Here is a 12,203-nt window from a genome sequence, read left to right on the forward strand (position 1 = left end):
CACTCATGAGTGCGATCATCGACGTGATTGCCCGCGAAATCCTGGACTCGCGCGGTAACCCGACTGTTGAAGCTGATGTACTGCTGGAATCCGGCGTAATGGGCCGTGCTGCCGTACCGTCCGGTGCCTCCACCGGCGAGAAAGAAGCACTGGAACTGCGCGACGGCGACAAAGGTCGCTACCTGGGCAAGGGCGTGCTGAAGGCGGTTGAGAACATCAACACCGAAATCTGCGAAGCCATCGTCGGCCTGGACGCCTCTGACCAAGCCTTCATCGACAAGACCCTGATCGAGCTGGACGGCACCGAAACCAAAGCCCGCCTGGGCGCCAACGCCATGCTGGCCGTATCGATGGCTGTGGCCCGCGCCGCTGCCGAAGATGCCGGCCTGCCGCTGTACCGCTACCTGGGTGGCGCCGGCCCGATGGCGCTGCCGGTACCGATGATGAACGTCATCAACGGTGGTGCACACGCCAACAACACCCTGGACATCCAGGAATTCATGATCGTGCCGGTGGGCGCGGCTACCTTCCGCGAAGCCCTGCGCTGTGGCGCCGAGATCTTCCACGCACTGAAGAAACTGTGCGACGGCAAAGGCTACGCCACCACCGTCGGTGACGAAGGCGGTTTCGCCCCGAACCTGACCAGCCACGAAGAAGCCATCAAGCTGATTCTGGAAGCCATCGACGCCGCCGGTTACGTTGCCGGCCAGGACGTGATGCTGGCCCTGGACTGCGCTTCCAGCGAGTTCTACAAAGACGGCAAGTACCACCTGACCGCCGAAGGCCTGGCGCTGACTTCCGAGCAGTTTGCCGACTACCTGGAAACCCTGGCCAACAACTACCCGATCATCTCCATCGAAGATGGCATGAGCGAGCACGACTGGGCCGGCTGGAAAGTGCTGACCGACCGTCTGGGCGACCGCATCCAGCTGGTAGGCGACGACCTGTTCGTAACCAACCCGTCCATCCTGGCCAAAGGCATCGAAGGCGGCCTGGCCAACTCGCTGCTGGTAAAAGTGAACCAGATCGGCACCCTGTCCGAAACCCTGAAGGCGGTAGATCTGGCCAAGCGTTCGCGCTACACCAGCGTGATGAGCCACCGTTCCGGCGAAACCGAAGACAGCACCATCGCCGACCTGGCCGTAGCCACCAACTGCATGCAGATCAAGACCGGCTCGCTGTCGCGCTCCGACCGCATGGCCAAGTACAACCAGCTGCTGCGTATCGAAGAAGAGCTGGGCGATGCTGCCTACTACCCGGGCGGTAACGCCTTCTATCACCTGAAGAAGTAATCATGCGACGCCTGACCCTGGTGCTATTGGTGTTACTTGCCGCCTTGCAGTGGCCGCTGTGGCTGGGCAAAGGCAGCTGGCTCAGGGTCTGGCAGCTTGATAAACAGGTAGAGGAACAGCGTGCGGCCAACCAGTTACTGGTACGCCGCAACGCAGCCCTGGATGCCGAAGTACGTGATCTGAAGCAAGGAACGGCGGCAATAGAAGAGCGCGCCCGCAACGAACTTGGCATGATTCGCCAAGGTGAGGTATTTTTCCAGCTTCTAGATTCGGCCAATGACGGTAATGCCAAGCAATAGCAGGCATTGACGCCCCGGCGGCCACTACCGATAACGATATAAATGGCAGGCTACAAAGGCTACAGGGTCTGGTCTATGACGACACACAATCCCATCGATACCGCACGGGAAACCCTCAAACAGCTCACCATGCGCAAGCTGTTGCCCACCCCGGACAACTTCGAGCGTGTGTATTGCGAGATCGCCCAGGTACCGTCCGAGGCCCGCAAGAACAAACTGGCCGAGTTGTTGCTGCGCGCATTCGAGACCCTGCCGGCCAGCGAGTCTGCCTACAAGATTGCCCTGACCAAACTGCGCAAGGCAATTGAAGACGAAAAGTGGGAGCTGGTGCCACAACTGGCGATGGACCTCACCATCCTGCACCAGCGCAGCCGCGAAATTACGCAGAACTGGGGCCAGCTGGTGCTGGACCTGATCCGCGCCTGGGAAACCCGCACCCCCGATATGGGGCAGCGCTACAAGCAGTCGGCGCTGGAACGCGTGGTGGCCACCTTTGGCAACAACCCGGACGAGCTCAACGAAAAGCTGGCCAACCTGTCGCGCAACTGGCTACAAGCCGGCAGTGCCGCGCCGGCGCCCGGCATTGAAGTAGCCGGCATCGACGAAGACACCCCTGCCCCGCAAGCTGCAGCCAACCCGCTGCTGGCAATCGCGGCGGCCAACCCTGCTGCCAGCCAGTGGCAAGCGTGGCAGGAGGTGCTGCAGTACGCCCTGAAGTTCGGTATCGAACCGCGCCTGGTGCACTACCCGGAAATGATGCCGCTGTTTGACGAAGTGCAGCAGGCACTGCAAGCCGTGCGCAGCGACGAGGCCATCACCGGTTTCTTTCCGGCCCTGCGTGCGTTCCTGATCCGCCTGGAGCTGGTATCGCAAGACGACAAACGCTTGGTGTCCGGCCTGTCCGGCCTGATGCAGCTGATGCTGCAAAACGTGGCCGAGCTGAACCGCTCCGACAGCTACCTGGTAGGCCAGATCGCCAGCCTGCAGCAGATCCTGTCGCAACCGAATATCTCGATCCAGCACATCTACCAGCTGGAATCCAGCCTGAAGGAAGTGATCCACAAGCAAGGCAGCCTGCGCCACTCGCTGGACGAAGCCACCAGCTCGCTGCGCGCCTTGCTGGACACCTTCATCGACAAGCTGTCGCTGATGACCGACCACACCGGTGACTTCCACCAGCGCATCAGCGGCCACAGCGAGCGCATCAAGCAATCGCAGAACGCCGGCGAACTCACCAGCATCCTGCAAGACCTGCTGGCCGACACCGCCAGCATGCAAAGCAACCTGAAGCAGTCGCACAGCGAACTGGTGGCCGCACGCCAGGACGTGCAATCGGCACAGACCCGCATCAGCGAGCTGGAAAAAGCCCTGGAGGCCGCCAGCGCCAAGGTGAAGGAAGACCAGCTGACCGGCGCCTTCAACCGCCGCGGCCTGGAAGAACACTTCGACCGCGAAATCCACCGCGCCGAGCGCAGCGGCCAGCCGCTGTCGGTAGCGCTGATCGATGTGGACAACTTCAAGCAGCTGAACGACCGCTACGGCCACCTCACCGGTGACGATGTGCTGAAGTACCTGGTAGACATGATGCACCACAGCCTGCGTACCTCGGACATCGTGGGCCGCTTCGGTGGCGAAGAATTCGTGGTGATCCTGCCCGACACCCCGGTGAACGAGGCGGTCGAGCTGGTACAGCGCCTGCAGCGCGAGCTCACCAAGAACTTTTTCCTGGCCAACCAGGACAAGCTGGTGGTCACCTTCAGTGCCGGCGTGGCGCTGTGGCACCGTGGCGAACGCGACTGCGACGTGATCGAACGCGCCGACCGCGCCATGTACCAGGCCAAGCTGGCCGGCAAGAACCGCACGCTGTCGGCCGAAAACTGAGCGTGTGGCAGCAAACAAAAACGGGGCGTCTGCCCCGTTTTTTCATGGTGTGCGGCCAACCTTGGCTAGCCGCCCTTCTTCATCGCCTTGCCGGCTTCGGCCCGCTGCCGGCGCACCGCCTTCGGGTCGGCCAGCAAGGGGCGGTAAATCTCTACCCGGTCGCCCTCGCGCAGCGGCGTCTCCGGCTTCACCGCCTTGCTGAAGATGCCCAGCTTCAGGTTGGCCATGTCGATGTCGGCAAACTCGGCCGCCAGGCCAGACGCCTCTACCGCCTGCAACGCCGTACTGCCGGCAGGCAAGGCCAGGCGCACGATCTTTTGCCGCGCCGGCAGCGCATAGGCCACCTCCACAGTAATGCGCTCAGTCATCGCCGTACACCCGGTCGGCTTCCTTGATGAACGCGTCCACCAGCGTGCCGGAAATATGGCCGAACACCGGGCCGATCACCGTTTCCAGGATCTTGCTGGAAAACTCGTACTGCAGGCGGAACGACACCTTGCAGCCAACGTCGCCCAGCGGCTGGAACTGCCAGCGCCCCTCCAGAAACTTGAACGGCCCGTCCACCAGCTGCATCACGATGGTGGATGGCGGCTGGTTGACGTTACGGGTGGTGAAGTGCTGCTTCACCTTCAGGTAATCGATGTGCAGGCTGGCCACCAGGGTGTCGCCCTCACGCGAGTGTTCCTCGCCTTTGGCGCACCACGGCAGGAAACGGGGATAGTGGACGACTTCGTCCACCAGACGGAACATTTGCTCGGGCGTATGCGCCACCAGCACGTTTTTTTCGACGGTTTGCATGGTTGCTGCAGCGATGGAAAGCGGCAAGGTTATCAATGCGCAGGCGGGCGGGCAAGCCGCCACGGCAAGCTGCTGAATTTCCGGCACTTTGGCGCAGGCGGCTTATCTGCTAGAATGCGCGATTCCCTGCACACCCCGATTACACGCCGCCATGAGCATTATCGACAACCGCAAGGCCTTCCACGACTACTTCATCGAAGAGCAGCTCGAAGCCGGTCTGGTGCTGGAAGGCTGGGAGGTCAAGTCCATCCGCGCCGGCCGCGTGCAGCTGAAAGAAAGCTACGTCATCTACCGCAACGGCGCCTTCTACCTGTTCGGCTGCCACATCACGCCGCTGCAGTCTGCCTCCACCCACGTCAAGCCCGACCCGGTACGCGACCGCAAGCTGCTGCTGAAGCAAGAGCAGATCAACCGCCTGATCGGCAAGGTAGAGCGCGCCGGTTACACCATGGTGGCGCTGAACCTGCACTACAGCAAAGGCAACATCAAGGCCGACATTGGCCTGGCCAAGGGCAAGAAACAGCACGACAAGCGTGAAAGCGAAAAAGAACGCGAATGGCAGCGCGAGAAGCAGCGCCTGATGCGCAACAAGGGTTAAGCACATGAAATCCAGCGCCTTCCTCCCCCTGGTACTCATCGTCCTCGGCGTGCTGTGGTTCCTGAAAAGCTCGGCCCTGCTGCCGGACACCACCACCCTGCTGGCGCTGATGCTGGCCGCCAGCGGCGTGGTGCTGCTGGTGGTAGACGGCCTTACCAAATCCACGCTGGTCACCGCCCCAATGCTGATGTACGCCGGCGTGGCGGTGTACCTGTTTGACGAAGACAAGCTGCGCCTCAGCCACATGCTGTCGCTGGGCATGGTACTGCTGGGCGTGCTGATGCTGATCGCACGCAGCGAACGCATCCCCGAACGCCGCCAGCGCCGTCTGCCCGACAGCGACTAAAGTAAACGTATTCCAAGCATTACTGGCTACCTGCCAGTTTTTTACCTTCAAGGACAGTCATGGACAAAATCCTCATCCTCGATTTCGGCTCCCAGGTCACCCAGCTGATCGCGCGCCGTGTACGTGAAGCGCATGTTTACTGCGAACTGCACCCGTTCGACATGCCCATAGACGAGATCCGTGCCTTCGCTCCGAAAGCCATCATCCTGTCCGGCGGCCCCAACTCGGTGTACGAGTCCGACTACCAAGCCGACCCGGCCCTGTTTGAACTGGGCATCCCGGTGATGGGCATTTGCTACGGCATGCAGTTCATGGCGCAAAGCCTGGGCGGCAAAGTGGAAGCCGGCGACAAGCGCGAGTTCGGCTACGCGCAAATCCAGGCCCGCCACCACTCCAAACTGCTGGAAGGCCTGCAAGACCACATCGACGACGCCGGCAACGGCTTCCTGGACGTATGGATGAGCCACGGCGACAAAGTCACCGCGCTGCCGGCCGGCTTCAACGTCATCGCCGAAACGCCGTCCTGCCCGATCGCCGCCATGGCCGACGAAAGCCGCGGCTTCTACGCCGTACAGTTCCACCCGGAAGTGACCCACACCAAGCGCGGCACCGAAATGCTGCACCGCTTCGTGCTGCACATCGCCGGCGCCAAGCCTAGCTGGACCATGCCCAACTACATCGAGGAAGCGGTACAGAAAATCCGCGACCAGGTCGGTGACGAAGAAGTCATCCTCGGCCTGTCCGGCGGTGTGGATTCCTCCGTTGCTGCCGCGCTGATCCACCGCGCCATCGGCGACCAGCTGACCTGCGTCTTCGTCGACCACGGCCTGCTGCGCCTGAACGAAGGCAAGATGGTAATGGAAATGTTCGCGCAGAACCTGGGCGTGAAAGTGATCCACGTCGACGCCACCGCCCAGTTCATGGGCAAGCTGGCCGGCGAAACCGACCCCGAGAAAAAACGCAAGATCATCGGCGCCGAGTTCGTTGAAGTATTCCAGCAGGAATCCGGCAAACTCACCAACGCCAAATGGCTGGCGCAGGGCACCATCTACCCGGACGTGATCGAGTCCGCCGGTGCCAAAACCAAAAAAGCCCACGCCATCAAGAGCCACCACAACGTGGGCGGCCTGCCGGAAGACATGAACCTGAAGCTGCTGGAGCCGCTGCGCGACCTGTTCAAGGACGAAGTACGCCAGCTGGGCGTCGCCCTGGGGCTGCCGCACGATATGGTTTACCGTCACCCGTTCCCGGGCCCGGGCCTGGGCGTGCGCATCCTGGGTGAAGTGAAAATGGACTACGCCGACCTGCTGCGCCGCGCCGACGCCATCTTCATCGAAGAGCTGCGCAACACCGTGGACGAGAAAACCGGCAAAAACTGGTACGACCTCACCAGCCAGGCCTTCGCCGTATTCCTGCCGGTGAAATCGGTAGGCGTGATGGGCGACGGCCGCACCTACGACTACGTGGTGGCACTGCGCGCCGTCATCACCAGCGACTTCATGACCGCACACTGGGCCGAACTGCCGTACAGCCTGCTGGGCAAAGTGTCCAACCGCATCATCAACGAAGTACGCGGCATCAACCGCGTGGTGTACGACGTGTCCGGCAAGCCGCCGGCAACCATCGAGTGGGAATAATCCCCCGGCTTGGCCGCCCTGCGGCCAACCCTGACACCCAGGCCCGCCGCGTGCGGGCTTTTTACTGTTTGCCCCATCATGCCCCACACGCTTGAACAACTGCGCAGCGGTGCGCTGCACGGCATTACCCGGCTGAACCTGCGCGGCGGCTTGCAACAGTTTCCGGACGAGATCTTCACGCTGGCCGACAGCCTGGAGATTCTCGATCTGAGTGATAACCAACTCACCTCGTTGCCGGATACGCTGCCGCGGCTGACGAAGCTGCGTGCCATTTTCTGCTCCGGCAACCCGTTTACCACGCTGCCGGCGGTGCTGGGGCAGTGCCCCAGACTGAGCATGATCGGGTTCAAGTCCTGCCGTATCGACACCGTTCCCGCCGCGGCCTTGCCCGCCGGCTTGCGCTGGCTGATCCTCACCGACAACTGCATCCAGCAGTTACCCGATGCGCTGGGCAACTGTCACCAGCTGGAAAAGCTGATGCTGGCCGGCAACCAGCTGCACAGCTTGCCGGCCAACCTGGCGCAATGCCGGCAGCTGGCGCTGCTGCGCATTGCGGCCAACCGCTTTGATCGTCTGCCGGACTGCCTGCTGTCGCTGCCGAAACTGGCGTGGCTGGCGTGCGCCGGCAACCCGTTCAGCGAGCCGGCAGCGGCCACCACGGCGGCCACGCCGCTGACCGAGATTGACTGGGCATCGCTACAGCTGGGCGCGGTGCTGGGCCAGGGCGCGTCCGGCATCATCCATGCGGCGCGCTTGGCGGATGGCCGCGACGTAGCGGTAAAGGTGTTCCGTGGCGAAGTCACCAGCGATGGCCTGCCGGCCTGCGAGTTGGCCGCGGCACTGCACGCCGGCCCTCACCCCGGCCTGATGCCGTTGCTGGGCCGCTTGCGCGGGCACCCGGACGGCTTGGCCGGGCTGGTTATGCCACGCTTGGCAGACGGCTACCAGGCGCTGGCCAGCCCGCCCAGCCTGCAAAGCTGTAGCCGCGACGTGTACGCGCCAGGCTTTGCCGTAACACTGCCGCAACTGCTGGCCACTGCCGGCTGCATGGCGGGTGCCATGGCGCACTTGCACCAGCGCGGCATCATGCATGGCGACCTGTACGCGCATAACACGCTGGTGCATGCCAGCTTGCCGCCGCTGCTCAGCGATTTTGGCGCCGCCAGCCGCTACGCGCCCGATGGCCCGCACGCCGGCTGGCTGCAGGCGCTGGACGTGTGTGCGTTCGGCTACCTGCTGGGCGAACTGCTGGCGGCCAGCACTGCTCTGCCACAAACAGGCGAGCTGACGCAGTTGGCCGCAGAATGCCAGCTGCCGCAGCCAGCGCAGCGGCCAGTGTTTGACGACATTGTGGCCCGGCTATCTCGGCTTGCTGCCGACACCGTGTTTGATGTGGCGCATAAGCCCTGACCGCGCAACTTGCCAGCCCTGCCGATACGCTATAGTTTTATAGAATTCATGCCGTCAGCTTACAGGAGCGCGCTTGTCCGCCCAGACTAAACCGTTGTCCAAACACCGGCACAGCATAGCGCGCCCGCTACAGCTGATGATTCTGGCGCTGCTACTGCCGGTGCTGCTGATCGCTGGTGTTACCCTGTGTTTACTACAGCACGCGGAAGCCGTGCTGGTCAGCTTGCCGCCAGCCCTGTCTGCCAAACTGCAAGCGGTACTGGCGTGGAGCAGCTTACTGTTATGGCTGGGTTTGCTGATCGCCATTCTGCTGGTGGCGTTTGCTGCGTTCTACTATGTGGACTACTTGCTCGCTGCCCGCCTGCGGCGACTGGGCGATGCCATGCAAGACATGCTGGACGGCCATACTCCGGCGCCATGGCAGGACCGCCACCATGATGAAATTGCCGCCATGGCCGGCTCCTTGCACGCTTTCCGCGACATGATGCTGCAATTGCGCGAGAAGACAGACGACCTGCACCAGGCCAAGGAGGCATCCGAGGCTGCTACCCGCGCCAAAAGCGACTTTCTCGCCAATATGAGCCACGAAATCCGCACTCCGCTGACCGCGGTACTGGGCTATAACCAGCTGGCGCTGGATGAACCCGCCTCCGACAAGCAGCGCGACAATCTGCTGAAGGTAGAAGCCGCAGCACGTACCTTGCTAGGGGTCATCAATGACATTCTCGATTTTTCCAAGATCGAGGCCGGCAAGCTGGTACTGGAAAATGTCAGCTTCTCGCTGCAGGAGCTGGTCGCCAACCTGCGCAATATCGTGCAAATGCAGGCTGCCGAAAAAAAACTGCTGTTCACCATCGATGTCAGCCCAGATATTCCCCCCTGGCTGCGCGGCGACCCGTTGCGCCTGAGCCAGATTCTGCTGAACCTGGCCAATAATGCCCTGAAATTCACCGAGTACGGCCAGGTACGGATTGCCATTCACGGCCAGTTGCTAGCGGCAGATGATTACGAGCTGCATTGCGCGGTCAGTGATACCGGCATCGGCATGACGCCGCAACAGGTAGAGCGGCTGTTCCAATCGTTCAGTCAGGCTGACACCTCCACCACGCGCCGTTTTGGGGGCTCGGGGCTGGGCTTGGTAATCTGCCGACAGCTGGTAGGGCTGATGCGTGGCCAGATCGGTGTCAATAGCGTGCCAGGCGAGGGCTCTACTTTCCGCTTCAGTGTCCGTTTGCAATTGGGCAGCGCCGTGGAGGCCAAAGCGCCACCAGACTGTAACCCGGCCATCTCGCTACACGATGCCCCCTTGCATGGGCTATATCTGTTACTGGCAGAAGATAACGAACTGCTGCAAGCCTACGAATGCCAACTGTTGCAATCACTTGGGGCACGTGTCAAAACGGTGTCGGATGGCGAACAGGCCGTTGCCCTGGCCTGCCGGCCACAACCTAGCTTTGACGCGGTGTTGATGGATATCCAGATGCCACGCCTGGATGGCTTGCAAGCGACACGACGCATACGCGAACAGCACAGCGCATCCAGCCTGCCTGTCATCGCCATGACGGCACATGCCATGGAGAGTGAGCGCCAGCGTTCACTGGACGCCGGCATGAACGATCACCTGAGCAAACCCATCATCCCGGAAACGCTGGTAGCCACCCTGCTACGCTGGGTGCAACCCGCCAGTCGGCAAGGAGCCAAGCGCATGGAAGCAACCGTCCCCCCTATCGAGCTGCCGCAGCTGCCGGGCATTGATCTGCCCGCCGCCCTGCAACAGCTGGGTGGCAAGCAAAGCCTGCTGCTGAAGCTGCTACTACGCATGCGCCAGGATTACAGCGACGCCGCCTTGCAAATCCAGGCAGAGCTTGACGCCGGTAACGACGCCGAGGCGATGCGGCTGGCGCACTCGCTGAAGGGGGTTGCCGCCACCTTGCACATCAGCCAGCTGCAAAAAGCCGCCGCCGCCATCGAGGCCAGCCTGGCCGCCAACGACCGTCAGGGCGCCGACCTGCTGATGCCCGCCTTGCTGCGCGCCATGGAAGAAACCAATGCCAGCCTGGCGCTGCTGGACGACGGCAGCGCGGCGGTGCCCAGCGCCAGCAGCCTGCCGATAACGGCGCTGCAAGAGCTGGACCGGCTGCTGAGCGAGCGCAACATCCGTGCCAAACGGGTGTACGCCGGCATTGCCGAACAGTTGGCCGCCCACGACGCTGCGGCCAACCTGCGGCTGGCGCAAGCACTGGAACAGCTGGACTTCATCTCCGCCCGGCACCAGCTGCTGTGCTGGCTGCAGCAAGCCGATCAGCCTGGCTGAGCGCCGGCCACCATGCAAAAGCCCCTGTCGGCAGAACGCGGCAGGGGCTTTTGCATGGTGGCCAACGCAGACGGTTGCCAACAGGCCTAGACGTCTTCGGTATCCAGCCAGCCTTCGCGGTTACCCACGGTATAGACCTTGTCGGCGGCATCGATATCGCCAGCGCCCAGCACGGGGGCGGCTTCTACTTGCGGGTAGATCGGCGTGAAATCCGGCGCGGTGGCGTCGAACAGCTGCTGGAAGCTGTCGATGACGAAGTAGGTTTTCTGGAAGGTATCGATGCGGTAGCGGGTACGCATGATGCGCTGCAGATCGAAACCCACGCGGTTGGGGCTGGCGCTATCCAGACAGTACACCGACTCCGTCTTGCTAGACACGATACCGGCACCGTAAATGCGCATGCCTTGCGGCGTGTTGATCAGGCCGAACTCCACCGTGTACCAGTACAGGCGCGCCAGCAGCGGCAGGTAGCCCAGGCCCTTGGCCTTCATGCCGCCACGGCCGTAGGCCTGCAGGTAATCGGCAAACACCGGGTTGGCCAGCAGCGGCACGTGGCCGAACAGGTCGTGGAACACGTCCGGCTCTTGCAGGTAATCCAGCTGGTGCGGTTCGCGCAGCCACCAGGTCACCGGGAAACGGCGGTTGGCCAAGTGCTCGAAAAACACGTCGTCGGGGATCAGGCCCGGCACCGCCACGATCTGCCAGCCAGTGGCAGCGGCCAGCTTCTCATTCAGGCGGTTGAAATCGGGCACGCGGTCGGCGTCGATGGTCAGTAGTTCCAGGCCTTGCAGAAACTCGTCACAGACGCGGCCCGGCAGCAGCGCGCACTGGCGCTGGTACAGCGTGGCCCAGGTGCGGTGGTCGTCGTCGCTGTAGCGGTCCAGCGGCTGCGGCAGCGTGAAGTCGGCACCGTGGCTCAGGCCGGCGTTCTTGCGCACCGTGATGTCCGGTACGGTAAAGGTGTTCATCTCCATCCTTTTTCTCTTGTGTGTGCGGCAGGTGCCAGTACCACAAGTGTAGAAGCAGCAGCGTGCGCGTTGGCCGCATCATTTGCTTGCCAGCGGCTTTTTTCGCATACTTGCCGCACCAAATCGACGGAAATGCACATTATGCGCAAACTGGAGTTTGACCGCTTTGACTTCCAGATTCTGGAGGCGCTGCAGCGCGACGCACGCGCTACCCACCAGAAGCTGGCGCAGGAGGTAGCGCTGTCGGCGTCGCAGATCGGGCGCCGCATCCAGCGGCTGGAAGAAGCCGGCGTGATCCAGGGCTACCACATCAGCCTGCGCCCGGACTTGCTGAACCTGTCGGTCACCGCCTTTGCCAGCGTCAGCCTGGAGCGGCACGGCGAGGCGTCGATCCGCGAATTTGCCGCCGCCATCGCCAACCTGCCGGAAATCCTGGAGTGCTACGCGGTGGCCGGCGAGGCCGATTACTGGCTGCGCATCGTGGTGGCCGACCTGCCGTCGCTATCGCGCTTCGTGATGAACAAGCTGATGACGCTGCCGCTGGTACGCAGCGTGAAGTCCACGGTGGCGCTGGAGCCGATCAAGCACAGCCAGCGCCTGCCCTTGCAGCAGGCGATGGGCGACTAGGGTTGGCCGCAAGCCGTTGCGGCCAACCTTGCC

The 12,203-nt window shown here is 62.6% G+C and carries 12 protein-coding genes; 9 read left to right on the forward strand and 3 right to left on the reverse strand.

The window, feature by feature from the left end; all coding sequences use genetic code 11:
- The first annotated feature begins 5 nt into the window (after window positions 1-5).
- From eno to ACK4FZ_RS09550, 3 genes are all read left to right on the forward strand, one after another.
- On the forward strand, window positions 6-1,292 hold the full coding sequence (gene eno, locus ACK4FZ_RS09540; protein ID WP_144371906.1) for a phosphopyruvate hydratase: 1,287 nt from the start codon (window positions 6-8) through the stop codon (window positions 1,290-1,292).
- A gap of 2 nt (window positions 1,293-1,294) precedes the next feature.
- Window positions 1,295-1,591 carry a cell division protein FtsB gene (ftsB, locus tag ACK4FZ_RS09545; protein WP_409820221.1) on the forward strand — a complete coding sequence of 99 codons (297 nt, stop codon included), beginning with the start codon at window positions 1,295-1,297 and terminating at the stop codon, window positions 1,589-1,591.
- 75 nt (window positions 1,592-1,666) lie between these two features.
- The gene (locus ACK4FZ_RS09550; RefSeq protein WP_409820223.1) at window positions 1,667-3,472 is read left to right on the forward strand and encodes a diguanylate cyclase; all 1,806 of its coding nucleotides are present in this window, start codon (window positions 1,667-1,669) and stop codon (window positions 3,470-3,472) included.
- Window positions 3,473-3,537: 65 nt separating this feature from the next.
- On the opposite strand, the gene ACK4FZ_RS09555 is transcribed toward ACK4FZ_RS09550, so the two are convergent.
- Together ACK4FZ_RS09555 and ACK4FZ_RS09560 are read right to left on the reverse strand one after the other, a co-directional pair.
- Window positions 3,538-3,840 carry an RnfH family protein gene (locus ACK4FZ_RS09555; protein WP_144371909.1) on the reverse strand — a complete coding sequence of 101 codons (303 nt, stop codon included), beginning with the start codon at window positions 3,838-3,840 and terminating at the stop codon, window positions 3,538-3,540.
- A complete protein-coding gene (locus tag ACK4FZ_RS09560; RefSeq protein WP_409820227.1) occupies window positions 3,833-4,270 on the reverse strand; it encodes a type II toxin-antitoxin system RatA family toxin in 438 nt (145 codons plus the stop codon). Before ACK4FZ_RS09560 ends, ACK4FZ_RS09555 begins: the two co-directional genes overlap by 8 nt.
- 151 nt (window positions 4,271-4,421) lie before the next feature.
- Between ACK4FZ_RS09560 and smpB the strand changes: the two genes are divergently transcribed.
- The 5 genes from smpB to ACK4FZ_RS09585 all read left to right on the forward strand — a co-directional run bounded on the left by smpB (window position 4,422) and on the right by ACK4FZ_RS09585 (window position 10,575).
- Window positions 4,422-4,868, forward strand: a complete 447-nt coding sequence (gene smpB / locus ACK4FZ_RS09565; protein WP_144371911.1) for an SsrA-binding protein SmpB — start codon at window positions 4,422-4,424, stop codon at window positions 4,866-4,868.
- A 4-nt stretch (window positions 4,869-4,872) separates the two neighbouring features.
- Window positions 4,873-5,214 (forward strand): hypothetical protein, encoded by a 342-nt coding sequence (locus ACK4FZ_RS09570; protein ID WP_144371912.1) that lies wholly within the window; start codon window positions 4,873-4,875, stop codon window positions 5,212-5,214.
- A 59-nt stretch (window positions 5,215-5,273) separates the two neighbouring features.
- Window positions 5,274-6,851: a glutamine-hydrolyzing GMP synthase gene (gene guaA / locus ACK4FZ_RS09575; protein WP_409820230.1), complete on the forward strand. Its 1,578-nt coding sequence runs from the start codon at window positions 5,274-5,276 to the stop codon at window positions 6,849-6,851.
- A 78-nt stretch (window positions 6,852-6,929) separates the two neighbouring features.
- Window positions 6,930-8,261, forward strand: a complete 1,332-nt coding sequence (locus ACK4FZ_RS09580; RefSeq protein ID WP_409820233.1) for a leucine-rich repeat-containing protein kinase family protein — start codon at window positions 6,930-6,932, stop codon at window positions 8,259-8,261.
- Window positions 8,262-8,334: 73 nt separating this feature from the next.
- Window positions 8,335-10,575 carry an ATP-binding protein gene (locus ACK4FZ_RS09585; RefSeq protein WP_409820235.1) on the forward strand — a complete coding sequence of 747 codons (2,241 nt, stop codon included), beginning with the start codon at window positions 8,335-8,337 and terminating at the stop codon, window positions 10,573-10,575.
- Between the two features lie 86 nt (window positions 10,576-10,661).
- On the opposite strand, the gene phhA is transcribed toward ACK4FZ_RS09585, so the two are convergent.
- Complete coding sequence (gene phhA / locus ACK4FZ_RS09590; protein WP_409820238.1) at window positions 10,662-11,543, reverse strand: phenylalanine 4-monooxygenase; 882 nt, start codon at window positions 11,541-11,543, stop codon at window positions 10,662-10,664.
- 141 nt (window positions 11,544-11,684) lie between these two features.
- On the opposite strand from phhA, the gene ACK4FZ_RS09595 reads away from it, so the two are divergent.
- Window positions 11,685-12,170 carry an Lrp/AsnC family transcriptional regulator gene (locus ACK4FZ_RS09595; protein ID WP_038296625.1) on the forward strand — a complete coding sequence of 162 codons (486 nt, stop codon included), beginning with the start codon at window positions 11,685-11,687 and terminating at the stop codon, window positions 12,168-12,170.
- Window positions 12,171-12,203: the final 33 nt, after the last annotated feature.

This window comes from Vogesella sp., from assembly GCF_046297735.1.
Taxonomy (GTDB): Bacteria; Pseudomonadota; Gammaproteobacteria; order Burkholderiales; family Chromobacteriaceae; genus Vogesella; species Vogesella urethralis.

Bases quoted from the DNA above. Each gene is read 5' to 3' on its own strand.
- ACK4FZ_RS09555 (WP_144371909.1), bottom strand. From the start codon at position 3,840: ATGACTGAGCGCATTACTGTGGAGGTGGCCTATGCGCTGCCGGCGCGG.
- ACK4FZ_RS09570 (WP_144371912.1), top strand. From the start codon at position 4,873: ATGAAATCCAGCGCCTTCCTCCCCCTGGTACTCATCGTCCTCGGCGTG.
- ACK4FZ_RS09550 (WP_409820223.1), top strand. From the start codon at position 1,667: ATGACGACACACAATCCCATCGATACCGCACGGGAAACCCTCAAACAG.
- ftsB (WP_409820221.1), top strand. From the start codon at position 1,295: ATGCGACGCCTGACCCTGGTGCTATTGGTGTTACTTGCCGCCTTGCAG.
- ACK4FZ_RS09580 (WP_409820233.1), top strand. From the start codon at position 6,930: ATGCCCCACACGCTTGAACAACTGCGCAGCGGTGCGCTGCACGGCATT.
- guaA (WP_409820230.1), top strand. From the start codon at position 5,274: ATGGACAAAATCCTCATCCTCGATTTCGGCTCCCAGGTCACCCAGCTG.
- smpB (WP_144371911.1), top strand. From the start codon at position 4,422: ATGAGCATTATCGACAACCGCAAGGCCTTCCACGACTACTTCATCGAA.
- ACK4FZ_RS09560 (WP_409820227.1), bottom strand. From the start codon at position 4,270: ATGCAAACCGTCGAAAAAAACGTGCTGGTGGCGCATACGCCCGAGCAA.
- phhA (WP_409820238.1), bottom strand. From the start codon at position 11,543: ATGAACACCTTTACCGTACCGGACATCACGGTGCGCAAGAACGCCGGC.
- ACK4FZ_RS09595 (WP_038296625.1), top strand. From the start codon at position 11,685: ATGCGCAAACTGGAGTTTGACCGCTTTGACTTCCAGATTCTGGAGGCG.
- eno (WP_144371906.1), top strand. From the start codon at position 6: ATGAGTGCGATCATCGACGTGATTGCCCGCGAAATCCTGGACTCGCGC.